Genomic DNA, 22381 nt, shown 5'->3' on the forward strand with positions numbered 1-22381 from the left:
AGCGGCCCTAATGTTCCAGAAGATTCTCATCGCCAATCGCGGCGAAATCGCGCTTCGGGTGCTGCGTGCCTGCAAGGAGCTTGGCATCCAGACGGTGGTGGTGCACTCGACCGCCGACGCCGACGCCATGCATGTTCGGCTCGCCGACGAGAGCGTATGCATCGGGCCACCGCCATCGCGCGACAGCTACCTCAATATCCACCAGATCGTCGCCGCCTGCGAGATCACCGGCGCCGACGCCGTGCATCCCGGCTACGGTTTCCTGTCGGAGAACGCCAAGTTTTCCGACATATTGGCCGCGCATAACATTACCTTTATCGGTCCGACCGGCGACCATATCCGCATCATGGGCGACAAGATCGAAGCCAAGCGCACCGCCAAGCGCCTCGGCATTCCGGTGGTTCCCGGCTCCGACGGTGCGGTGACCGAGGAAAAGGACGCCAAGCGCATCGCCGCAGAGATCGGCTATCCCGTGATCATCAAGGCGTCGGCCGGCGGCGGCGGACGCGGCATGAAAGTGGCGCATACCGAGGCCGACCTCGAAGTCGCCTTGCAGACGGCCCGCTCGGAAGCGGGCGCGGCCTTCGGCGATGACGCCGTCTATATTGAAAAGTACCTGCAAAAGCCGCGCCATATCGAGGTTCAGGTGTTCGGCGACGGCTTTGGCCGGGGCGTGCATTTCGGCGAGCGCGACTGCTCCTTGCAGCGCCGCCACCAGAAAGTCTGGGAAGAGGCCAATTCACCCGCGCTAAACGCCGAGGAACGCTCGCGCATCGGCGATATCTGCGCCAACGCCATCGCCGACCTCGGCTATTCCGGCGCCGGCACGATCGAGTTCCTCTACGAGAATGGCGAGTTCTATTTCATCGAGATGAACACGCGCCTGCAGGTAGAGCATCCGGTGACGGAGGCTATCACTGGCATCGATCTGGTGCATGAGCAGATCCGTGTCGCCTCGGGCGGCGGTCTTTCGGTCAAGCAGGAAGACATCCGCTTCCAGGGCCATGCCATCGAGTGCCGCATCAATGCAGAGGATCCGCGCACCTTCACGCCCTCGCCCGGCACGATCACCCATTTCCACACGCCAGGCGGCCTTGGCATCCGTGTCGATTCCGGCGTCTATTCAGGGTACAAGATCCCGCCTTACTACGACAGCCTGATCGGCAAGCTGATCGTGCACGGGCGCAACCGCGTCGAATGCATGATGCGGCTGCGCCGGGCACTGGACGAATTCGTCGTCGACGGAATCAAAACGACGTTGCCGCTGTTTCGCGACCTCGTCGGCAACGCCGACATCGCCAATGGCGACTATGACATCCACTGGCTGGAAAAATATCTGGCCAAAGGCGAATAGCCCCGGACTTGCCGCTATAATGAAGCGATGACTCGCCCCTACGCGCCAGGCTATCGTATCCCGACCGACCTTCTGCTCAAGGCCTACGCCTCGGGCGTCTTCCCGATGGCCGAAAGCGCCGCCGATCCGGAAGTGTTCTGGGTGCGGCCGGAGACGCGCGGCATCATTCCGCTCGACCGCTTCCACACGCCGAAAAGTCTGAAGAAGGCGCTTCGGCGAAACCTCTTCGACATCCGTTTCGACTTCGATTTCGAGGCGACGATCGATGGCTGCGCCGAAAGGCGCGAGGAGCGCCGTTCCACCTGGATCAACGCGCCGATCCGGGAGGCCTATGTGCAGTTGCATCGCATCGGCCATTGCCATTCTGTCGAGGCCTGGCGCGAGGAGCGGCTGGTCGGCGGCCTCTACGGTGTCTCCCTGGGGAGGGTGTTCTTCGGCGAAAGCATGTTTTCCCGGGAAACGGATGCTTCGAAGATCTGCCTTGTGCATCTCGTCGAACGCCTGCAGGCGCGCGGTTTCGCACTGCTCGACACGCAGTTCACCACCGAACACCTCAAGCGCTTCGGCGCAATCGACGTGCCGCGCGGCAAATACGAGAAGATGCTGGCCGACGCGCTGAAGGGTGAAGCGGTGTTTTTCCCCTGATGATCCAGCCCGTCAGCGGACCTTCGTTTCCAGCGGAGCCTGCGAATGGAACATCATCTTCCAGCCGTTGACGCGATGGACATAGCCGGTGCTGACCAGCGCCGCGTAGGCTTCGCCATTGCCCTTCACGGCATGCGCCTCATAGGCCAGGATGACGATGTCGCTGCCTGGTTCGACCACGCCCTTGAGATCGATCTCGAGATCACGCCATCGCTTGGGATCGGCGGCGGTTTCGGCGAGATCGGCATTGCTCATGGTCTGGGCCATCCGCGGAAATGCCACGAGGCACTCGGTGTCGGCATTGGCCGCGAAAAATGCCGAATCGCCTGTCCAGAAGCCCTTTTCGAGCTCAAGCAGTTCCTTGATGCTGGCGGTGATCCGCTTTCTGGCAGACATCGGAAAATCCTCCCGGCGCGCATCGTGTGGCCGTCAGGGCCCAACGCGTTGCCCTCAGGGCGGTTCCGAAGGATCAGTTGGTGCTGGTCGTAGGCGGTTCCGTGGCTTCCGGTTCGGCCGCAGCCGGAGCGGCCGTGGCATTCGGCTGGGCCGTATCGGGCTTGGCCGCATCGGTCTTGGCCGAATCGGGCGCTGGCACATCCGACTTCTGCTTGCAGGCCTTCAGCCAGACGTCATAGACGGCATGCTCGACGGCATTGAGACCAGGGCTTTCGGCAAACATCCAGCCAGTGAAGATGCGGCGGATCTTGCGGTCGAGCGTGATCTCGTCGACTTCGACAAAAGAATCGGTCTTCGGCTCCTCGTTCTGCGGCCGGGAGTAGCAGACGCGCGGCGTCACCTGCAAAGCACCGAACTGCACCGTCTCGTCGATATAGACGTCGAAGGTGATGATGCGGCCGGTGATCTTGTCGATGCCGGCGAATTCGGCGACCGGGTTGGTGATTCGGTCCGATCCCGGCGCCGGCGCGGGTGCGGCCGGCGTTGGCGAAGCGGCAAGTGCCGCGGTGCTAACGGTGAGCCCGGCGGCTACTATCAGTGCGCCCATCGATGTCAGGCTGAAAATGCTCATGCAGGGATACCGGTGGTTAGCGCCCGGGCGATTCTCTCTATCACAAAGGCTAGTCGCCGTTTTCTGATGAGCAAGCTGCTAGACACCAATTGTGGCGATAAAGGACCGACGCCCGCTTATGATCCGGGCGTCCAGGCGTCGTAGTCGCCGGTGACCTGCGGGCGGTGCTGGTTGGTCAGCACCGAGCCCTTCGGACGATAGGCTGAGGGCGAGCCGGTCAGGTTCGGTTGATGTGGCTTCTGCCAGTCGCGCGGCTTGTAATCGTCGCTCGGCGGCGCGACGTCGACGCGGTGATGAATCCAGCCGTGCCAGCCGGGCGGGATAGAAGAAGCCTCGGAATAATCGCGATAGATGACCCAGCGGCGCGTGCGTCCTTCGGAATCGACACCGCCTTCGTAGTAGACGTTGCCCACCTCGTCCTGCCCGACCTTCCTGCCGTGCCGCCAAGTGTGCAGGCGCGTGCCAAGCGTCTGGCCGTTCCACCAGGTGAAAAACTGCGTAAGGAAAGTCTTCATCTTCAAACCCTCGCGCCGATGGCGTCCGTTTCCTGCTTATGGCGTCAGCCCTTCGTGAAGGCAAGGGGCTTGCCGCCAAGAGGGCGCAAATGGCGCGCCGGTAAGGCGACACAAGCCGGTGATGCATTGCCGGCGCCGTATGGTGCTTGCCAACCACCCTCAGCCTTTCTAAAGCTCTGCGCGCGCGCCCGTGCGGGTATCCGGCCGACCGTTGGCCGAGGGAGGTGACGATTGGCCAGGAAATCGCCGACCGCCGACATTCGCATCGGTGCCGACGCCATTCGCCGCCGAAAGCGTGACGTGCCGATCGTCTGTCTCACCGCCTATACCTACCCCATCGCGCGCCTGCTCGACGAGCATGTCGATCTGCTCCTCGTCGGCGACAGCGTCGCAATGGTCCTGCATGGCCACAAAACGACGCTGGGCGCCTCGCTGGAGATGATGATCGCGCATGGGCAAGCGGTGATGCGCGGCTCGGCCAGGGCTTGCGTCGTCGTCGACATGCCAGCCGGCAGCTATGAGGATTCGGCTGCCCAAGCGGTTGCCTCGGCGCGGCGTATCGTTGGCGAAACCGGCTGCCAGGCTGTGAAACTCGAGGGCGGCGTCGGTATGGCCCGGCAGATCGCCGCGGTCGTCGATGCCGGCATCGCGGTCATGGGCCATATCGGCCTGCTGCCGCAATCCGTCGAGAAGGATGGCGGCTACAGGATCAAGGGCCGGACCGACGAGAATGCGGCAGCGCTGTTTGCCGATGCGCGCGCCGTCGAAGAAGCCGGCGCCTTTTCGATGGTCATCGAGGGCACGGTCGAAGCGGTCGCGGCCGAAATCACCCGCCGCATCGCCATTCCGACTATCGGCATCGGCGCGAGTGGCGTTTGCGACGGCCAGATCCTGGTCATAGACGACATGGTCGGGCTCACCGTCGACCGCGTGCCGAAATTCGTCAAGGAGTACGCCGATTTGCGCAGCGTGGTCTCGCAGGCGGCCGCACGTTACGCCAGCGAGGTACGAGACCGGACATTCCCCGGTTCCGAAAATGTGTTTTCGGCCACCTTGGGCAAGGACAACCGATGAGCCGGCCCCTCGTCGTCGACACGGTCGCCGGCCTTCGCGCGCGGATCCGCGACTGGCGGCGCGACGGCCTTCGCGTCGCCATGGTGCCGACAATGGGCGCCTTGCACGAAGGGCACCTATCGCTGGTCAGGATCGCGCTTGAAAGAGCCGAGCGCTGCATCGTCTCGATCTTTGTCAACCCGACGCAGTTCGCGCCGAGCGAGGATCTCGACAAATATCCACGTCAGCTCGCCCGCGATCTCGACCAGCTGGCTTTGGCCGGAGCCGATCTTGCCTACACGCCTGGGGTTGGTGAGATGTATCCTGCCGGCTTTGCCACCAAAATCTCGGTCGGCGGTCCCTCCGCCGGGCTCGAATCGGATTTTCGACCGACTTTTTTCGAAGGCGTCGCCACCGTCGTGGCGAAGCTGCTCCTGCAGGCGTCGCCCGACGTCGCGGTCTTTGGCGAAAAGGATTATCAGCAATTGTGCGTCGTCAGGCAGCTCTGCCGCGACCTCGACCTGCCCGTCGAAATCATCGGCGCGCCGACGATCCGCGACGCGCATGGCCTCGCCATGTCATCGCGTAACGCCTATCTCGGTGAGGCCGAACTCCAGATCGCCCGCCGGCTCAACGTGATCCTGCGCAAGGCAGCCGCGGCGCTGGCGGCCGGCGCCGACCAGAACGGCGCGACAGGCGAAGCCAGCCGCGCCCTACTCGCGGCCGGCTTCCACAAGATCGATTATGTCGAAGCTCGCGAGAGCCGGACGCTGACGCCGTGGCGCCGCGGGCACGAGGGCCGCCTGCTCGCCGCCGCCTGGCTGGGCAAGACCAGGCTGATCGACAATGTGGACGTCTCCACCAGTTAGGCTGCGGCTCGATCGCTGAATTCGACCGCCGGATTGCGCACCCGAAAGGTCCGCCGCTATGCGGCAAGCGGCCTTTCATAGACGAGCGCCGGGATAGCGGATTGGGCCGAACCGCAATTGTCGGTGCGGCCGGTCTGGACGAAGCCGTTCGCCTGGTAGAAGGCAATTGCGCGCGTGTTCTTCTCTTCCACTTCCAGCCGGATGGCGCGGGCCTCAGGGAAGCTTTCGATGATCTCGTCGAGAAGCATGCCGCCGATGCCCCGGCCCTGCAGGCCGGGCTGCACGTAAAGCTGCTTCAGCATGACCACGCCGCCGCCATCGAGCGCTTCGGCAAATGCCATGCCGCCAATGCGCTGGCCATCGTCGGCGACGAGGAACTCGCTGTTTGGCTTCGCCAGCCGCGCCTTGAGCGAGGCGATCGAATGCCACGCATCGGTGATCTCTGTCACGCGTTCGGCGCCATAGATGGCGTCGTAAGTCGCATGCCAAGTCTCGACCAGCAGCGCCCGGATGGCGGCGAGGTCGCGATCCCCGGCGGTGCGCACGAACATAGCCTACTCGATGCCCAGCTTGGCCTTGACCAGGTCATTGACGGCCTGTGGGTTGGCCTTGCCGCCGGTCGCCTTCATCACCTGGCCGACGAACCAGCCGGCCATGGTCGGCTTGGCGCGCGCCTGCTCGACCTTGTCCGGGTTGGCCGCGATCACCTCGTCCACCGCTTTTTCGATAGCGCCGGTGTCGGTAACCTGTTTCATGCCGCGGCTCTCGACCAGTTGGCGCGGGTCGCCGCCCTCGTTCCAGACGATCTCGAACAGGTCCTTGGCGATCTTGCCGGAGATGGTGCCGTCCTTGATCAGATCGATGATGGCACCGATCTGATCCGGCGAAACCGGAGCATTTTCAATGTTCTTTCCAGCTTTGTTCAATTGCCCAAGCAGGTCGTTGATAACCCAGTTGGCGGCGAGCTTGCCGTCGCGGCCGGCGGCCACCTTCTCGAAATAGTCGGCGATCGGCTTTTCCGACACGAGGATCGCGGCATCGTAAGTCGAGAGGCCGAGCGAGGAGATCAATCGCGCCTTCTTGTCGTCGGGCAGTTCCGGCAGTTCCTTGGCCAGCGCTTCGACATAGGCCTGGTCGAATTCCAGCGGCAACAGGTCGGGATCTGGAAAATAGCGGTAGTCGTGCGCCTCTTCCTTGGTGCGCATCGAACGGGTTTCGCCCTTGACGGCGTCGAACAGCCGCGTTTCCTGGTCAATCGTGCCGCCATCCTCGATGATAGCGATCTGCCGGCGCGCCTCGAAATCGATCGCCTGGCCTATGAAGCGGATCGAATTGACGTTCTTGATCTCGCAGCGCGTGCCGAATTCGCCGCCCGGCCGGCGCACCGAAACGTTGACGTCCGCGCGCATGGAGCCTTCGTCCATGTTGCCGTCGCAGGTGCCGAGATAGCGCACGATGGTGCGCAGCTTGGTGACATAGGCCTTGGCTTCGTCGGCCGAACGCATGTCCGGTTTCGACACGATTTCCATCAGCGCCACGCCGGAGCGGTTGAGATCGACATAGGACATGGTCGGATGCTGGTCGTGCATCGACTTGCCGGCGTCCTGCTCCAGATGCAGGCGCTCGATGCCGACCTCGATGTCCTCGAACTCGCCCTGGCGGTCCGGCCCGACGGAGACGATCACCGTGCCCTCGCCGACGATCGGCTGCTTGAACTGCGAGATCTGGTAGCCCTGCGGCAGGTCCGGGTAGAAATAGTTCTTCCGGTCGAAGACGGACTTGTGGTTGATCTGCGCCTTCAAGCCGAGGCCGGTACGGATCGCCTGCTTGACGCATTCCTCATTGATGACGGGGAGCATGCCGGGCATTGCCGCATCGACCAGGCTGACATTGGCGTTGGGGGCAGCGCCGAACGACGTCGAAGCGCCGGAAAAGAGTTTTGCTTCCGATGTCACCTGCGCATGGACCTCGAGCCCGATGATGATTTCCCAGTCGCCGGTGGCGCCGGGGATAAGGCGTTTCGCGTCGGGCGTGCGGGTGTCGATGATGCTCATGGTAGCCTGCGAATTACGGGGATCGAACTCACGTTCGGACGTGAGTTTCACGTTAAAAATTAAAGTCATTCGCTAGTGCAAACCGCATCGCGAGACAAGCGTAAAGCCGCCCGCTGGCCTTTTCCGCCGCTTTCGCCTATAGGCCATCCATCCCAATGGAGAGTGGATGTCCACTTACGCTCAGTCCCGGTAAGGCCCTGACCTTGTAGCGAGGCAGGGCAGAAAACCTGAAACCCCGCGCCGCGAAGCTTCGCGGCGGCGGCTTTTGTTGTTTTCCCGGAAACTCTCCCATGGATATTTCGCGTATTGAACAACGCGTTCTGCACCTGCTCGCGCAGGGCGGACGCATTGAGATCGAAAAAAGTGAGAAGAAACGGATCGCCTCCGTCAAATGCCTGACCCGCGACGGCTGGCACTACCCCGACGTCGATCTCGACCTGTTTCGGGAGCTGAAGCGCAAGAAGGCGGTTTCGTCGTCGGGCGGCGGCCCCTACCGCATCACGCGGCGCGGGCTCCAACTCGTCCGCTCCGAACTCGACAACAGGTAACTATCGCCCCGCCGACCGTTTGCGCGGCCGGCGGTTGCTTGCCGCTCAGGCGGTAGCGATATAGGCGCGGATTTCCTCAGCCTCGCGCTCGACATCCTCGATACGACGCTTGACCACGTCACCGATCGACACGATGCCGTCGAGCATGCCGTCCTTTTCCACCGGAAGATGGCGGAAGCGGCCCCGGGTCATGATCTCCATCACCTCGTTGACGGTGTGGTTCTCGTTGCAGATCTTCACTTTCGGCGTCATCGCGGAACGAACGGCTATGTCGAGCGCGGCAGCGCCTTCCCTGGCGACGACGCGCACGATGTCGCGCTCGGACAGGATGCCGACGATCTTGCGGTCTCCATTGGTGATGACCAACGCCCCGATCCTGTGTTCGGCAAGGATACGGATGGCTTCGCTCAGTTTTTCGTTCGGCCCGAGCGTCAACACGTCGTGGCCTTTTTGCTCGAGAATGGCCTTAACCGTCATGGCGTCCTCCTCTACTCTGCCAACCGGTTCCTGCCGTGACCGGCTTTCACGTAAGAGTGAACATCGTGCGCCGCGATCGGTTGCATTTCAAGTGCGGTGGTCGGTCGTCTCCCAGTCGAGCGGCTGCCAGCGCCTGTCGAACCAGCGCAAGCTGAAGAAGCCGGCGACAAAGCCGCCAATGTGAGCCTCCCAGGCGATCTGGCTGTCGACCCCGGGGGCGAAGCCGACAAGGCCGGTGACAAGGTTGATCACCATCCAAACGGCAAGGAAGATCATCACGCCACGCGAGCGCAGCACCATTGCGATCGGCAGCACGGGGCCGGCGAAAGCGGCTTTGCCCGCCGAACGATCCGTACGGAAGCCAAAGCGTGCCGCCGCTCCCATCATGCCCGATATCGCACCGGAAGCGCCGACCAGCGGCGCTTCGCCATATGGATGCATGGCCCAGAAAAGCGCCACTGAAGCCAGTCCCGTCGCGGCGAAGAACAACGCGAACCAGAAGGCTCCGAGCCGATTGGCCAGCGGCGAGCCAAAGGCAGCGAGCCAGACCATGTTGATGGCGATATGGGCAAATCCACCATGCATGAAGGCATAGGTGAAGGGCCGCGTGAACAGGAACCAGTCGAAGCCGTATTGGCCAGTGTAGAGGACAGGGATGAAGGCTCCGTCGTAAAGCAGTGTCATTTGCTGAGCATCACTCAGCACGTATTGCTGCAACAGGTAGATGGCCACGCAAATGGCGATCACCGCCAGCACGATCGGCGGCAGGTTGAAGATCGGCTCGCGACGCGGCTCGGGCTCGCGATCCGCCTGTTCTATTTCCGGTGGGCTTACAGGTTCACTCATGTGCACTAGCACTCGGTCCAGGATTCGTTGTTGCGAGCATCTAGACCACTGCCCGCCGGACCACAAAGGGCGAATCGCCGAGCGCGAATCAAAAGTGCCGAATCAAAAGAAAGCCGTCCAAGGTTTCCCTTGAACGGCTGTCGAGTCCCCTGTTCCCCCGAACTCTTGACTGAAGTGCTGCCGATCGTCGCGAAACGACCGCTTCTGGAGTGGTTTTTGTGTGCCACGCGGCTCGACCGGGCGCAACGTAAACCACTTGTTAACCTTAACGGCCCCGACCCGTGAACAAGTGTTAACGACGCTGGCACGCTTCCTGCTCCGCAACGCATGTAGGTCATCGGAGGGCGCCCTTCTGTTCACCGATGGGACATCAGACGACAGAATGCGCGGAGCTGCTTAGCATGAACCAGAACGGATCGATCACGCTGTTCCAGTATTGGAACCGCTTGCGTGATGGACGCCCTGCCCCGAAGCGCTCGGAAGTGGAGCCGGCCGATATCAAGTCGCTGCTGGCCGACACCTTCATCCTGGAAAGGGACACGCGCGGGCAAGCGGTGTTCCGGCTGGCCGGCACAAGGCTCTGCGCCTCCTATGGCCGCGAACTCAAGGGGTTCTCCTTTCCCTCGCTGTGGCGCGAGAAGGACCAGCGGCTGGTCTCGAAGCTGATCCATGGCGTGTTCGACCAGAAATCCGTCGTGCTGATCATGTTCGAGGGCTTCAGCCGCAACGGCCGTTCCAACAAGTTCGAACTGCTTGCCTTGCCGCTGGATGGCGGCGTCGAAAACCCGCGTTGCCTTGGCGTGATCAGCGCTGTGGAGAAGCCGTTCTGGCTGGGCGCCGACCCGCTCACGGACGCGTTGATCGATTCGATCCGTGTCATCGATCCCGAAAAAGAGTTGCTGGCGAGCCGGCCGGCGATCGACGTTCCCTCGCTTGTTCCCGCCGAACTGGAGGCGCCCGAAACCATCTCCGCGCTCGGCCGAGCGCGCCGCATCCGCCACCTCGTCGTCTTCGATGGCGGGCGCGAGGAATAGTTGACGATCCTACAGCCCCGCCTGCCCGTTTTTCCCCTTTGTTAACCCGCTTTGCTGTAGTTCTGGGATGAAGTCCCTGGCATCGGCGCGCGGGGATGCCAAACGGGGTGTAGGCAGTCATGAGGTCAGCGGCGGTCGACTACGCGCCGTCCCAAGCTGAGAGACGTAACTTTCAGCGCGTCCGGGTCAAGATATACGGGCGCTTCATGCTGGAAGACCGCACCGAACATCCTTGCCAGGTCGTCGATATGTCGCCGGGTAACGTCGCGTTTCGCACGGACCGCATCGGCATGCCCGGTGAAAAGGTCATCGCCTATGTCGACCATATCGGCCGCATAGAAGGCGTCGTCACCCGCACCTTGCAGGACGGTTTCGCAATGACGGTGATTGCGTCGGACCGCAAGAAGGACAAGCTCGCCGCGCAATTGACGTGGCTCGCCAACAAGCACGAGCTAGATCTGCCGGAAGACCGCCGCCACGAGCGCGTCGCCCCCCGCAACCCGACCAGCATCCTGCAGCTCACCGACGGGCGTCAGTACCAGTGCCGCATCATCGACCTGTCGCTCTCCGGCGCCGCGATCGAGATCGATGTCAAGCCAGCGATCGGCGTCCAGGTCATGCTCGGCACCATGCGCGGACAGATCGTGCGGCATTTCGAGGATGGCGTCGCCATCGAATTCGCCGTTATCCAGCGGCCTGAGACGCTCGATTCGGAATTCAACACGCCGCGCGCCTGACAAGGCCCAACAGCGTCCAGATCAAAACCGGCCGCGCGGCCGGTTTTTTGTATTTTACGACAACGATTGACCACTCAAAAGTTTCAAATTTGATACCTATTCTAGGGACGTTTTACTCAATATCTACTGCGCGCTTTTGCGTCGAATAAATCCACCTGTGGCAATGTCTCCCTCGAACGGGGAGACAAAAACAATGAAGAAAACGAGAGGCAAGCTGTTGCTGATGGCAATGGCGATGCAGCTTTCCGCTTGGGGATCAGCATATGCCGCGGGACCGGCCTATATGCACACCGGCGGCCGCACCACACAGCCTGTCGGACACTATGAATTCTGCCAGCGCATACCGGGCGAATGCAGCGAGCGGACACCCAAGGGGGCGCCGGTCGAACTGACCCGCAAGCTGTGGGCGACGATCCTCAGCATCAACAACTCGGTCAATACCCGCGTCAAGCCGCGCACCGACATGGAAAACAACGGCGTCGAGGAATATTGGGCCTATCCCGACAATGGCTATGGCGATTGCGAGGACTACGCGCTGGAAAAGCGCCGCGAGCTGATGGACGCCGGCGTTCCGGCCGGCAACCTGTTGATGACGGTCGCGCGCCAGCCAAACGGTGACGGCCACGCGGTGCTGACCGTGCGCACCAGCCTCGGCGAATTCATCCTCGACAATCTGGAAACCAAGGTCCTGTCCTGGACGGACACCGACTACACCTACCTCAAGCGACAGTCGGATACCAATTCCGGCGTCTGGGTGACGATCAACGACGGCCGCGCCGACGCGGTCGCCAGCGTCCGCTGACGGCGTCGATCCGGCACGCGTGAACCAGAGACCAGGCGCTACGCATCAACGCGATGCGTCTAAGGAGAAACCCGGTCGAGTCCCCACCCTCCCCGTCCCAACGACCGGGTCTAAGGAGCCGGCCCCGTCCCCGGGCCGGCTCCGCCATTTCTGGCGGAGGCCTAGACCTTCTCCAAACCCGCCTTGAAGCGCCTGCCGTTGGCGACATAGTGCGCGGCCGAGGCCCGCAACCTTGCAATCGCAGCCTCGTCCAGGACCCTGATCGCCTTGGCCGGCGAGCCGACGATCAGCGAATTGTCCGGGAATTCCTTGCCTTCGGTGACCAGCGCGCCGGCGCCGACCAGCGAATTCTTGCCGATCCTGGCGCCGTTGAGCACGATTGCGCCCATGCCGATCAGGCTGTTGTCGCCAATGGTGCAGCCATGCAGCATGGCGCGGTGGCCGATCGTGCAGCCTTCGCCAATGGTCAGCGGGAAGCCGGGATCGGTGTGCATGACCGTGTGCTCCTGCACGTTGGTGTCGGCGCCGATCACGACAGGTTCATTGTCGCCGCGGATGACGACGCCGAACCAGAAGCCGGCATTGCGGCCGATGCTGATGTCGCCGATCAGCGTCGCATCGGGCGCGATCCAGTTTGAGCCCGCATCCGCGAAGTTCGGTTCGGTGCCATCGATCGCATAAAGCGGCATTTCTGGTCTCCGATTCGTCTCAAGCCTGAAAGTCGAACGACCCTAGGTTGGCACCTCCCAACACGCAACGGCCACAAGAACGATGCCGAGCGCCAGCGTCCAGGCGACCGCCGTGCAGCCACAGGAAATCAGCGCCACCGACGAAATGCGACCGTCGCGGCGGGCGTCCAAGGCATCGTTGAGCAGCATGAACGGCCCGGCGCACGCGGTGGCGGCGAGCGAACGCAGTACGTGCGCGGAGGACACATAAGGCTCGGTGAACGCGACCTTGCGCCCGGCAACCAACTCCATCGCCGATCCGACCAGCCCACAAGCCGTCAACCCGACAAGAAAAGCGAACGCAGTTAGCTCAACCGGGCCCATCTTTACCTTCCGTTTACCATGAAATCGCACAGTCGCTGGAAGGACTGCAAGAGCCGTGCCGTGCGATGCGTGCCGTCACGGGACAGGAATCCGGGGACAGAGATGAAGCAGGCAGCGATCGCCGACGACCCCCAATTCACCGTGGTCGATTCCACGCTGATGAAGCGGGTGTTCTACGCCTTCGCAGCACTCGCCCTGCTGTCGGTCGCAATCAGCCTGGGCGGCAAATGGTTCGGCCATTCGATCGCCATGGCCGGCTACACGGATGATGCGACGATGCGCAAGGTGGTGGTCGGCAACAATGTCATCGCCGTGCCTGCCAATTTTATCCGTTTCGAACAGGCGCGGCGCGACGGCATCGCCTCGCGGCTCGACCTCTATCTGCGCTATCCCCAGATGGATGGCTACAGCGAGGCCGCCCGCGGCGATTTCAACCACACGGGGCCAGCCAAAAGCATCGTCTTCCTGTCCTTCGAACCGCAAATGATGTCTCGCGACATGAGCGGACGTTTCGGGCCGATCTACAGCGCGCTGATCGTGCAGCCCGGCACGGCAGGTCCGGGCGGCACGACGATTTACGGTTTCAACGCGAAATCAGGTTACCTCAACGAGGTGCTCGTTGTCGGCAACCGGCCCGGCAAGGACCCATTCGTGGCCCGCTGCCTGAGCGGGCCGGCAGCAGAACAATCGCTGGCGCCTTGCGAGCGCGACATCCATGTCGGCGAGGATCTCAGCCTCACCTATCGCTTCCCGAAGGAATTTCTGGGGGATTGGCAGGCGCTTGACGCGGCAATCACCGCCGAGGCCGGGCGTGTCCTAAAGGCCGGACGTTGACGGGAAAGGCCGGTCGCGTTTGCGTCCGGCATCGCCATGGGATGCAAGGATCAGCCCAGATCGATGTCGAGGATCGCCATCGAGAAATTGTAGTCGCCGTCATCCTCGTCCTTGAAGACGATGCCGAGGAATTCGTCGCCGACATAGACTTCGGCCGAATCCTCCTTGCGCGGCCGTGCCTTGACCTCGAGCTTGGGGTTCTGGAAGACGCGCTTGAAATAGGCGTCCAGCTTTCTGATTTCGTCAGGCTTCAACAGTCTTCTCCGATCATCGGGCTTGCTCGTTTGAACGGCGCTTCTGACACGTCGACGATGGCCATGTAAAGGCAAGCTCGCCGTATTGCACGGCAATGGAAGCCGCCGGCGCGAGCAGTGCGAAACTCCGCGACGCCCCTCAGTAAAACTAGATGTCGAAGCTGACGACCTGGTCCATCGTCTGCGACGGCAGAAGCTGGTCCATCTGGCGCGACGGCTGGTCGCAGCCGGTCTCGCCGACGACGCGAGCCGGCACGCCTGCGACCGTCTTGTTATGCGGCACCGGCGACAGCACCACCGAACCGGCGGCGATCTTGGAGCAATGGCCGATTTCGATGTTGCCGAGAATCTTGGCGCCGGCGCCGATCAAGACGCCACGACGAATCTTGGGGTGACGGTCTCCGCCGGCCTTGCCGGTGCCGCCGAGCGTGACACCGTGCAGGATCGATACGTCATCCTCGATGACCGCTGTCTCGCCGACGACCAGGCCGGTGGCATGGTCGATGAAAATGCCTTTGCCGATGCGGGCCGCCGGATTGATATCGGTCTGGAAGACCGAGGACGAACGGCTTTGCAGATAGAGCGCGAAATCCTTGCGCCCCTGATTCCACAGCCAATGCGCCAGCCTGTGGGTCTGGATGGCGTGAAAACCCTTGAAGTAGAGCACCGGCATGATGAAGCGGTCGCAGGCCGGGTCGCGGTCGTAATAGGCCTGGATGTCGACACGCACGGTGGTCGGCCAGTCCTTGTCGTCGGCCAGCATCGACTTGAAGGTCTGGCGGATGAGATCGGAGCCTATGTCCTGGTGCGCCAACCGCTCGGCCAGCCGGTGGATGACCGCCTCCTCCAGGCTCTCCTGGTTGAGGATGGTCGAATAGAGGAAGGCGGCGAGCAGCGGGTCGCGATTGACCGCGTCCATCGCTTCGTCACGGATCGAGCGCCAGATCGGATCGACCGGCTGCAACGCGCTGTGTCGGGAAATGCTGATGCTGTTCATCGACGTCGTCCTGCCGCCTTGCCTAATATCGGGCCGCACATATAAGCCAGATCATAGCACGATTGAACTCAATTTTCCTTAGTGCTCTGTCAAATGGATTTGGTTCGCGGGAATTCAAGCCGGCATGGAAAATGAACTCTTGCTCGACAATGCCCTCAAACGCGAGCTTTCCGTCCTCTATGAGGGACGGGATCGCCACTACCACAACCTTGCCCATATCGAGGCGATGCTGGCGCTCGCCGGCGAGTACCGGAAGCTGCTCGGCGATCCCGAGGCCGTCGAGGCGGCGATCTGGTTCCACGACGCCGTCTACGACAGCCGGGCCAAGGACAATGAGGCGCAAAGCGCGGCGCTCGCGGAAAAAAAGCTCACGGGCCGCATCGACGCCCAGCGCCTCGGCCGCATCAGCGCCATGATCCTTGCCACCGCAACACACCAGTTGCCGGGCTTCGAAGACACGGCCGCGATGCATGACGCCGCTCTTTTCCTGGACATGGACCTGTCGATCCTCGGCGCAGCGCCGGATGCATTCGATGCTTATGAGCGCGCGATCCGCGCCGAATATCAATGGGTGGAGGAGCCGATCTGGCGGGCCGGACGCGGCGCGGTGCTGAACAGCTTCCTGACACGCCCGCACATCTTCCACAGCGAGGAATTCCGTCGGCGCTTCGAGCAGCAGGCCAGGCTGAATCTCACCCGATCGCTCGAAGCGCTGCAAAAACCAGCGTGACATCTGGCTTGTGCATCAGGTTTTATCGGGCTCTTGCGCCGGGTCAAAGCGGATTTTCGGCGTAGAATTCCAGCACACGCCGCTTGAAGGTCTTGTCGCCGACGGCCAGCATATGGTCGCGGCCTTCGATGTGGAAAGCCTTGGCGTTGGGCATCAGCGTGGCAAGCTCGTCGGGCGAGCCGCCGATGTCGTCGGTGGTGCCGACGGCGATCAGCGTCGGCTGGGCGATCCGGGCAATTTCATCCTCGCTCAGCAACTCGCGGGAGGTGGCGATGCAGGCCGCGAGCGCCCGGCGGTCGCTGCGGGTCTGGTCGGCGAAGGCGCGAAACGAACGGCCGCGGGGATGTGTGGTCTTGGCCGGATCGTCGGCAAGGAGGGCTGCCGCGATCGGATCCCAATCGCCGACGCCGTCGATCATGCCGATGCCGAGACCGCCGAAGACCAGCGTCGCTACCTTGTCGGGATCCGATAGCGCCAGGAATGCCGCTATCCTCGCGCCCACCGAATAGCCCATGACATGGGCGCGCTCGATGCCGAGATGATCGAGCAAAGCAGCCGCGTCCGAGGCCATCCGGGCCGGGGTGTAATCTGCCTCTTCGTAGCTTTTCGATGACGAGCCGTGGCCGCGATTGTCCAGCGCTATAGCGCGGTAGCCGGCATCGTTCAGCGTCTTGAACCAGCCGGGCGAAACCCAGTTGACGTAATGGCTGGAGGCAAAGCCATGGATCATCAGCACAGGATCGCCCCGGCCCGATCCCGGCTGGCGATCGAGGAAGGCGATGTCGAACCCGTCATGGGAAAAAAACTGCATCGGCTATACTGCCCGCGTCCTCAACCGCCACCGCCGTTCGGCGCATCGCCATTGTCCGATGGCGGCACCTCGGGGCCTGATATGGTGCCAACGGCCGGATGCCGCACCAGGTCGCCATAATCGATACCGTTCCTGGCGGCGGTGCCCGCCTTGAGCTCAAGCACGAAGCGCACCGGCACGCCGGGCGAAATGAGCGCCTGGGATTGCGGCTCGCCGTGCTTGACCGCCCGGATCTTGCCATCCTGGCCGATAAAAACCAGGTCAAGCGGCATCGGCGTGTTCTGCATCCAGAAGTTGACCTGCTGCTGCATGTCGAAGACGAACAACATGCCGTGATCGTCCGCCATGTCCTGGCGATACATCAAGCCGGCCTCGCGTTCAGCATCGGTGTCGGCGATTTCGATGGAAAAGGAGCGATCTCCGCCTTTCGTCGCCACGACCAGCGGCGTCGGGTCCACCGGCAGGGTCATCACCCGGCTGTCGGCCGCCGTCGGTGCAGGCGAATAGAAATAGGCGCCCGCGGCGACGATGACGGCAGCCAGGACGCACATTGCGCCCGCCGTCAGCCAGTTCCTATGTGTCATGCGAAAATCCTCGGCAACCGCCCTAATGCGCGACCGGCAAGGTTCCCATATCGGGGTGGATTTCGGCAGCCATAAGGCCTTTGTCGCCGCGCCCGAAGCGGACAAGCACGACCTGCCCCGGCCGAAGCTCGGTGATGCCGTAGCGGCGCAAGGTCTCCATATGGACGAAGATGTCCTCGGTGCCCTCGCCCCGGGTCAGGAAACCAAATCCTTTGGTGCGGTTGAACCACTTCACCAAGGCACGCTCCAGCCCGCTTTCGGGCGTCACCGAGACATGGGTGCGCTGTTCCTGCATTTCCGCCGGATGGACCGCTGTGGTGACATCCATCGAGAGAACCCGGAAAGCCTGCAATCCGCGCTCGCCCTGCTTGACGAGGCAGACAACGCGCGCTCCCTCCAGAGCAGTCTGGAAACCATCCCGTCTAAGGCATGTCACATGGAGGAGGATGTCGCCTGAAACGCCGTCATCCGGGAGGATGAAGCCATAGCCCTTGGCTACATCGAACCACTTGATGGCGCCGGATATTTCGGTCAGATCGACGGCATCGCCGCCTTCGTCGCGCTTCATGGCGTCGCCAAGGGTTTCGGCCCGCCCCGTCAAAGAGGCTTTTTCCCCCATAAGAATGCCCCCTTTTTTCAAGAACACCGCAACTGATTCTTGACACCAGATTAACACTGCGGCTTCCGGTGAGTGCAAGACCTGACGTGCCTTTTTTCACGGTTCATTATGCGAATACCGGATTTGTTCTTTGGCGGCGCCGGCGGCCGCCTGGGATTTGCCCTTTGGACGGCCCACCCCTATGTTGCGCCGCAACCCAACAAGTCGAGGAAATCACATGCGCTATCTGCACACCATGGTCCGCGTCGCCGACATCGATGCTTCGCTCGATTTCTACTGCAACAAGCTCGGCCTGAAGGAAGTGCGCCGCTACGAGAACGAGCAGGGCCGCTATACGCTGATCTTCCTGGCCGCGCCGGAAGACGAGCAAAGTGGCATCGACGAGAAAGCACCGCTGGTCGAGCTCACCTACAATTGGGACCCGGAAGACTACAAGGGCGGCCGCAATTTCGGCCACCTCGCCTATGAAGTCGACGACATCTACGCCACGTGCCAGCGGCTGATGGACAACGGCGTCACCATCAACCGGCCGCCGCGCGACGGCAACATGGCTTTCGTCAAGTCGCCGGACGGAATCTCGATCGAACTTCTGCAGAAAGGTCCGGCGAAGGCAAAGGCCGAACCGTGGGCGTCGATGCCGAACACCGGAAGCTGGTGATCGATCACCTTTTCGAGCAGTCGGCAGCCGGCCTATGGCGGCGGGCGAGCTTGCGCCTATCTATGCGGCGATAGCGCTCGCCTCGAAAGCGGGCGCCGTTTCGTGCATTTCACCCTCGGAGATCCCTTCATGACGATCAGCCATGCCGATGTCACCACCGCACATGCAAGCCGTTATCTGCAGCAATTGTGCAAACATTGGGCGCACAAATTCCCCGTGGAATTCGATCCCAGTCATGGCGCCATCGACCTTTCGCTCGGCCGCACCATCATGGATGCCGATGGAGCAGCCCTGCACATTACGGTATCGAGCGACGACCCCGGCTCTATCGAACGCCTCGAAAGCGTCGTCGCCGACCACATCAAACGCTTTGCGTTTCGCGAGGAGCTGACGTTCGACTGGAAACGCGCCGAGGCGGCGTAGGCTCTTGTCCGCGCATTACGGCAGGCATTAATCAGCCGCCGCCGGGCTTGCCGGCCATCTCCAGCAGCGCCAGCACCGAGCGCCAGTTGCGCGCAGTGCCAGGTACCTTCAGTACGCGTGGAATGAGATTGGCAAACACCGATTTGCCCAGTCCGTCGGGTGCATGCAGGTAAAGCACGTCGCCCTTGATCTCGAACCGCTCCGGACCCGTACATCTTTCGGCCAGCCGTGCCGCCTCCTCGGCGGTAGGCGCGCGCTCCAGCGCATACGCGTGCAGCTTTGTCGGCTCCTCGGCAATCTCCGGATAGGGATTTTCCCTGACCAGCCGTTCGACCCAGCCGAGATCGCGCACCATGATGCGCGAATGAAAACCCCATTTCTCCTCGAAAGCCGCTTCGATCTGTTTGGTTAGCGTGGCGGCGTCTCCCTCCTTCGCCCGGAACACCGCGTTGCCGCTCTGCACGTAGGTAGCGACATCGCAAAACCCGAGATCCTCGAAGAACGCCCGCAACTCGGCCATCCTGACGATGCGGTTGCCGCCGACATTGATGCCTGAAAACAGGGCGATGAAGACGTTTCCGCTCATATGATGAACCCGGCCAATGTCTCGTTGTCGGTGATATCCTGATACTGGACGCCTTCGGCCTCGAAATTCGCTTTCAGCAGGTCGAAATTGCGGCGATCCTTGGTTTCGATGCCGATCAGAACCGAGCCGAAATTGCGTGCCGACTTCTTCAGATATTCGAACCGGGCGATGTCGTCGTCAGGCCCCAGCATTTCAAGGAAGTCGCGCAGCGCGCCCGGCCGCTGCGGAAAGCGGATGATGAAGTATTTCTTCAGGCCCTCGAAGCGCAGTGCCCGTTCCTTGACGTCCGGCAGCCGTTCGAAATCGAAATTGCCGCCCGAAACCACGGCCACGATGGTCTTGCCGCGGATTTCCTTCCTGGAAAAATCCTTCAGCGCATCGATAGCCAGCGCGCCGGCCGGCTCCAGCACCACGCCCTCGACATTGAGCATCTCGATCATGGTCGCGCAGAGCCGGTTTTCCGGGATCAACCGCACCGTGTCGGCGGCGAAGTCCTTGAGGTGACGCAGGGGCTCACGGCCGATCTCGGCGACCGCCGCGCCGTCGACGAAATTATCGACCTTGGCGAGTTTGAGCCGTTTTCCCGCCGCAAGGCTCTCGCGCAGGCTTGGCGCCCCTGCCGGTTCGCAAAAGACGAAGCGCGCCTCACGCCCCTGATCGGCGAAGTAGTGCGTCACCCCCGCGGCCAGACCTCCGCCGCCGACCGGCAGCATGACGATGTCGGGCATGCCCGCGCCGGGCATCTGGTGGGCGATCTCATAGGCGACCGTCGCCTGTCCCTCGATGATGTCCTTGTGGTCGAAGGGCGGCACCATATGAGCGCCGGCGCTTTCGGTGAATTCGATGGCGGCGCGATAGCAATCGTCGAAGAAATCGCCGACGAGCCTGATCTCGACGAAGTCGCCGCCGAACAGCCGCGTCTTGTCGATCTTCTGCTGCGGCGTCGTCACCGGCATGAATACAACGCCCTTTTTACCGAAATGACGGCAGACGAAGGCGAAACCCTGCGCATGATTGCCGGCGGAAGCGCAGACGAACAGTTCGGCCTGATTGCCTTCGCCAAGTGCCTTGCGGAAGAAGTTGAAGGCGCCGCGGATCTTGTAGGAGCGCACCGGGCTCAGGTCCTCGCGCTTCAAAAGCACCCGCGCGCCGGTCTTCTTCGACAGATAGTCGTTCTCCTGCAGCGGCGTTTCCGGAAAGATCCGGCGGATCGCGGAAGCAGCGGTGGCAACACGGGAAGAGAAGCTGGTCATCGGAAAGCCACCTTGAACGCATGTCGTTTGAAAACGTCTATCATCGATTGGCTGCGGAACGCCCTTTTGTCGCGAGCCTTGCCGCCAAGCAACCCGATTCCGTCTATTGCACAGGCGACCCCGTGAAACCATTGCCCCGTCACTCATGTTCCCAAGCGGTCGGCATTTAGTGACGCATTTGCCGTTAGTTGGAGGCGATTGTTAATGTAATTCTTGAAATTCATGCGGGTGCCAAGCCCCGAAAGGGCCCGCCCTGATGCAGTCTGGCTTTCGTGCAACACTGCGGCGGCGGTCGCGAGACGCCGACCGCTTTTCGGCTGGGCACGACTTACTTCCGCCGCACTTGCGCTGTCGGGGGAGACTTGCGGAGGCGATTGGCCTTTTCGGGCCGGAGTGGAATTTCAGACGTGCCGTTGAAGACGATTTTTGCCATTGGCCTAGCCTTGCTTGTCGCGGGCTGCGCGGGACAGCAGACCCAGGAACTGCTCGGCAGCGCCATCGTGGCAGCGCCGGTGACCGAGATCGCCGGCAATCACAGCATCTTCATCGCCACCACGCGCAAGAAATCCGACGATCCGAACAAGGTCTTCGACGGCGAGCGATCGGCCACGCTGAACTACGCCCGCGTCAACGTCACCGTGCCCGGCATCCACCAGACCGGGCAGATCGAACGCCGCTCGCGCGGCAAGTCGAACGATCCGGCCAAGTATTTCATGGCCTCCGAGGTCGTCGGCTACGACACCCAGCCGAAATTCGCCAATGCGCTAAGTGCTGACATCGCGGCGCGCGGCGACCGCGTCATGGTCTTCGTCCATGGCTACAACACCGGCTTTGACGACGCCGTTTACCGCCTGACCCAGATCGTCCACGATTCCGGCTATCCCGGCACACCCGTGCTGTTTTCCTGGGCATCCGGCGCCAAGACCACCGACTATGTCTACGACAAGGAAAGCGCCAGCGCAGCGCGCGACCAGCTCGAGGTGACGTTGCGCATGCTGGCGCAGACCGGCGCGCGGCGCATCGACATCGTCGCCCATTCAATGGGAACCTGGGTGACCATGGAGACGCTGCGCCAGCTCGCCATCACCGGCGACCGTGATCTCGGCGGCAAGCTCGGCGACGTCGTGCTCGCATCGCCCGACATCGATGTCGACGTGTTCAAGAGCCAGATGCGCCGCTATGGCAAACCCAACAAGCCGTTCATCCTGTTGTTGTCCGATGATGACCGCGCGCTCCGGCTCTCCGGTCTGATTGCCGGCGCGCGGCCGCGCGTCGGCGACTACAAGGACGCCGCCGACCTTGCATCCTACGGCGTAACGGTCGTCGACCTCTCCAAGATCAAGGGAGCGGACAGTTTCAACCATACGAAATTCGCCGACAATCCCGCGCTGGTGAAGATGATCGGCCAACGGCTGCGCGAAGACGATGGATTTGCCAGCGACCGCGACGTGACCGACCGCATCAGCCTGCTCGGCCAATAGATGCATCGCCGCGGGTTCGCGTGGCCCGCTCGGCCTTGCGACAGAGTCGACCAACTTTGAACTGGACCGCGCCGGCCTCTGGCCTTATCGAAATATCCAGCGACGTCACGCGTTTGACGTCCTCCTTTGCGGGAGCCG

The 22381-nt window shown here is 62.3% G+C and carries 29 protein-coding genes; 13 read left to right on the plus strand and 16 right to left on the minus strand.

Annotated elements, in window-relative coordinates; translation table 11 throughout:
- Positions 1 to 10: 10 nt before the first annotated feature.
- Together accC and aat are read left to right on the plus strand one after the other, a co-directional pair.
- A complete protein-coding gene (gene accC / locus FJ940_RS07310) occupies positions 11 to 1354 on the plus strand; it encodes an acetyl-CoA carboxylase biotin carboxylase subunit (RefSeq protein WP_140564625.1) in 1344 nt (447 codons plus the stop codon).
- A 27-nt stretch (positions 1355 to 1381) separates the two neighbouring features.
- The gene (gene aat / locus FJ940_RS07315) at positions 1382 to 1999 is read left to right on the plus strand and encodes a leucyl/phenylalanyl-tRNA--protein transferase (protein ID WP_140517639.1); all 618 of its coding nucleotides are present in this window, start codon (positions 1382 to 1384) and stop codon (positions 1997 to 1999) included.
- Positions 2000 to 2011: 12 nt separating this feature from the next.
- Here the strand turns inward: aat and FJ940_RS07320 are convergent, their stop codons facing one another.
- From FJ940_RS07320 to FJ940_RS07330, 3 genes are all read right to left on the minus strand, one after another.
- Positions 2012 to 2395, minus strand: a complete 384-nt coding sequence (locus FJ940_RS07320; protein ID WP_140558688.1) for a hypothetical protein — start codon at positions 2393 to 2395, stop codon at positions 2012 to 2014.
- Positions 2396 to 2468: 73 nt separating this feature from the next.
- Entirely contained in the window at positions 2469 to 3026 is a 558-nt protein-coding gene (locus FJ940_RS07325; protein WP_140564627.1) for a DUF2155 domain-containing protein, read from the minus strand.
- A 116-nt stretch (positions 3027 to 3142) separates the two neighbouring features.
- Complete coding sequence (locus FJ940_RS07330) at positions 3143 to 3541, minus strand: NADH:ubiquinone oxidoreductase subunit NDUFA12 (RefSeq protein ID WP_140493670.1); 399 nt, start codon at positions 3539 to 3541, stop codon at positions 3143 to 3145.
- A 231-nt stretch (positions 3542 to 3772) separates the two neighbouring features.
- Between FJ940_RS07330 and panB the strand changes: the two genes are divergently transcribed.
- Together panB and panC are read left to right on the plus strand one after the other, a co-directional pair.
- Positions 3773 to 4615 (plus strand): 3-methyl-2-oxobutanoate hydroxymethyltransferase, encoded by an 843-nt coding sequence (panB, locus tag FJ940_RS07335; RefSeq protein ID WP_140517641.1) that lies wholly within the window; start codon positions 3773 to 3775, stop codon positions 4613 to 4615.
- A complete protein-coding gene (panC, locus tag FJ940_RS07340) occupies positions 4612 to 5463 on the plus strand; it encodes a pantoate--beta-alanine ligase (protein ID WP_140517642.1) in 852 nt (283 codons plus the stop codon). Before panB ends, panC begins: the two co-directional genes overlap by 4 nt.
- Before the next feature lie 56 nt (positions 5464 to 5519).
- Here the strand turns inward: panC and FJ940_RS07345 are convergent, their stop codons facing one another.
- Complete coding sequence (locus tag FJ940_RS07345) at positions 5520 to 6014, minus strand: GNAT family N-acetyltransferase (protein ID WP_140561020.1); 495 nt, start codon at positions 6012 to 6014, stop codon at positions 5520 to 5522.
- A 3-nt stretch (positions 6015 to 6017) separates the two neighbouring features.
- Complete coding sequence (gatB, locus tag FJ940_RS07350; protein WP_140655984.1) at positions 6018 to 7517, minus strand: Asp-tRNA(Asn)/Glu-tRNA(Gln) amidotransferase subunit GatB; 1500 nt, start codon at positions 7515 to 7517, stop codon at positions 6018 to 6020.
- Positions 7518 to 7807: 290 nt separating this feature from the next.
- On the opposite strand from gatB, the gene FJ940_RS07360 reads away from it, so the two are divergent.
- Positions 7808 to 8065 (plus strand): YjhX family toxin, encoded by a 258-nt coding sequence (locus FJ940_RS07360; protein WP_140517645.1) that lies wholly within the window; start codon positions 7808 to 7810, stop codon positions 8063 to 8065.
- Positions 8066 to 8110: 45 nt separating this feature from the next.
- Here the strand turns inward: FJ940_RS07360 and FJ940_RS07365 are convergent, their stop codons facing one another.
- Both FJ940_RS07365 and FJ940_RS07370 read right to left on the minus strand, forming a co-directional pair.
- Complete coding sequence (locus tag FJ940_RS07365; RefSeq protein WP_140493682.1) at positions 8111 to 8542, minus strand: CBS domain-containing protein; 432 nt, start codon at positions 8540 to 8542, stop codon at positions 8111 to 8113.
- 87 nt (positions 8543 to 8629) lie between these two features.
- The gene (locus tag FJ940_RS07370) at positions 8630 to 9388 is read right to left on the minus strand and encodes a rhomboid family intramembrane serine protease (protein WP_140561017.1); all 759 of its coding nucleotides are present in this window, start codon (positions 9386 to 9388) and stop codon (positions 8630 to 8632) included.
- Positions 9389 to 9789: 401 nt separating this feature from the next.
- On the opposite strand from FJ940_RS07370, the gene FJ940_RS07375 reads away from it, so the two are divergent.
- The 3 genes from FJ940_RS07375 (at position 9790) to FJ940_RS07385 (ending at position 11961) form a co-directional block, all read left to right on the plus strand.
- On the plus strand, positions 9790 to 10422 hold the full coding sequence (locus tag FJ940_RS07375) for a PAS domain-containing protein (RefSeq protein ID WP_140493687.1): 633 nt from the start codon (positions 9790 to 9792) through the stop codon (positions 10420 to 10422).
- A 119-nt stretch (positions 10423 to 10541) separates the two neighbouring features.
- Positions 10542 to 11159, plus strand: a complete 618-nt coding sequence (locus FJ940_RS07380; protein WP_140493689.1) for a PilZ domain-containing protein — start codon at positions 10542 to 10544, stop codon at positions 11157 to 11159.
- Between the two features lie 193 nt (positions 11160 to 11352).
- Positions 11353 to 11961, plus strand: a complete 609-nt coding sequence (locus tag FJ940_RS07385) for a transglutaminase-like cysteine peptidase (protein ID WP_140517647.1) — start codon at positions 11353 to 11355, stop codon at positions 11959 to 11961.
- 161 nt (positions 11962 to 12122) lie between these two features.
- On the opposite strand, the gene FJ940_RS07390 is transcribed toward FJ940_RS07385, so the two are convergent.
- Together FJ940_RS07390 and FJ940_RS07395 are read right to left on the minus strand one after the other, a co-directional pair.
- Complete coding sequence (locus tag FJ940_RS07390; protein ID WP_140493693.1) at positions 12123 to 12650, minus strand: gamma carbonic anhydrase family protein; 528 nt, start codon at positions 12648 to 12650, stop codon at positions 12123 to 12125.
- Between the two features lie 42 nt (positions 12651 to 12692).
- Positions 12693 to 13013: a hypothetical protein gene (locus FJ940_RS07395; protein WP_140517649.1), complete on the minus strand. Its 321-nt coding sequence runs from the start codon at positions 13011 to 13013 to the stop codon at positions 12693 to 12695.
- Between the two features lie 102 nt (positions 13014 to 13115).
- Here FJ940_RS07395 and FJ940_RS07400 point away from each other — a divergent pair, with 102 nt between their 5' ends.
- Entirely contained in the window at positions 13116 to 13847 is a 732-nt protein-coding gene (locus FJ940_RS07400; RefSeq protein ID WP_140517650.1) for a hypothetical protein, read from the plus strand.
- Between the two features lie 50 nt (positions 13848 to 13897).
- Here the strand turns inward: FJ940_RS07400 and FJ940_RS07405 are convergent, their stop codons facing one another.
- Positions 13898 to 14101 carry a DUF3126 family protein gene (locus tag FJ940_RS07405; RefSeq protein WP_019857879.1) on the minus strand — a complete coding sequence of 68 codons (204 nt, stop codon included), beginning with the start codon at positions 14099 to 14101 and terminating at the stop codon, positions 13898 to 13900.
- 148 nt (positions 14102 to 14249) lie between these two features.
- Positions 14250 to 15098 carry a serine O-acetyltransferase gene (cysE, locus tag FJ940_RS07410; protein WP_140493699.1) on the minus strand — a complete coding sequence of 283 codons (849 nt, stop codon included), beginning with the start codon at positions 15096 to 15098 and terminating at the stop codon, positions 14250 to 14252.
- Positions 15099 to 15222: 124 nt separating this feature from the next.
- Between cysE and FJ940_RS07415 the strand changes: the two genes are divergently transcribed.
- On the plus strand, positions 15223 to 15828 hold the full coding sequence (locus tag FJ940_RS07415; protein ID WP_140517651.1) for a hypothetical protein: 606 nt from the start codon (positions 15223 to 15225) through the stop codon (positions 15826 to 15828).
- 43 nt (positions 15829 to 15871) lie between these two features.
- On the opposite strand, the gene FJ940_RS07420 is transcribed toward FJ940_RS07415, so the two are convergent.
- From FJ940_RS07420 to FJ940_RS07430, 3 genes are read right to left on the minus strand one after another with little or no spacing between them, the layout of a single operon-like run.
- Positions 15872 to 16639, minus strand: a complete 768-nt coding sequence (locus FJ940_RS07420; RefSeq protein WP_140655987.1) for an alpha/beta hydrolase — start codon at positions 16637 to 16639, stop codon at positions 15872 to 15874.
- A 20-nt stretch (positions 16640 to 16659) separates the two neighbouring features.
- A complete protein-coding gene (locus tag FJ940_RS07425) occupies positions 16660 to 17223 on the minus strand; it encodes a DUF192 domain-containing protein (protein ID WP_140493705.1) in 564 nt (187 codons plus the stop codon).
- A gap of 22 nt (positions 17224 to 17245) precedes the next feature.
- Positions 17246 to 17791 (minus strand): cold-shock protein, encoded by a 546-nt coding sequence (locus FJ940_RS07430; protein WP_181165163.1) that lies wholly within the window; start codon positions 17789 to 17791, stop codon positions 17246 to 17248.
- Between the two features lie 268 nt (positions 17792 to 18059).
- Between FJ940_RS07430 and gloA the strand changes: the two genes are divergently transcribed.
- Together gloA and FJ940_RS07440 are read left to right on the plus strand one after the other, a co-directional pair.
- Positions 18060 to 18500 (plus strand): lactoylglutathione lyase, encoded by a 441-nt coding sequence (gene gloA / locus FJ940_RS07435; RefSeq protein WP_140493707.1) that lies wholly within the window; start codon positions 18060 to 18062, stop codon positions 18498 to 18500.
- A 129-nt stretch (positions 18501 to 18629) separates the two neighbouring features.
- The gene (locus FJ940_RS07440; RefSeq protein ID WP_140655990.1) at positions 18630 to 18923 is read left to right on the plus strand and encodes a DUF2218 domain-containing protein; all 294 of its coding nucleotides are present in this window, start codon (positions 18630 to 18632) and stop codon (positions 18921 to 18923) included.
- 31 nt (positions 18924 to 18954) lie between these two features.
- On the opposite strand, the gene FJ940_RS07445 is transcribed toward FJ940_RS07440, so the two are convergent.
- Both FJ940_RS07445 and ilvA read right to left on the minus strand, forming a co-directional pair.
- Complete coding sequence (locus FJ940_RS07445; protein ID WP_140561013.1) at positions 18955 to 19509, minus strand: DUF1697 domain-containing protein; 555 nt, start codon at positions 19507 to 19509, stop codon at positions 18955 to 18957.
- Positions 19506 to 20762 (minus strand): threonine ammonia-lyase IlvA, encoded by a 1257-nt coding sequence (gene ilvA / locus FJ940_RS07450; RefSeq protein WP_140493713.1) that lies wholly within the window; start codon positions 20760 to 20762, stop codon positions 19506 to 19508. Before ilvA ends, FJ940_RS07445 begins: the two co-directional genes overlap by 4 nt.
- 407 nt (positions 20763 to 21169) lie before the next feature.
- On the opposite strand from ilvA, the gene FJ940_RS07455 reads away from it, so the two are divergent.
- On the plus strand, positions 21170 to 22243 hold the full coding sequence (locus tag FJ940_RS07455; RefSeq protein ID WP_140493715.1) for an alpha/beta hydrolase: 1074 nt from the start codon (positions 21170 to 21172) through the stop codon (positions 22241 to 22243).
- Positions 22244 to 22381 lie beyond the last annotated feature (138 nt).

It is taken from the genome of Mesorhizobium sp. B2-3-7 (assembly GCF_006442695.1).
GTDB lineage: Bacteria > Pseudomonadota > Alphaproteobacteria > Rhizobiales > Rhizobiaceae > Mesorhizobium.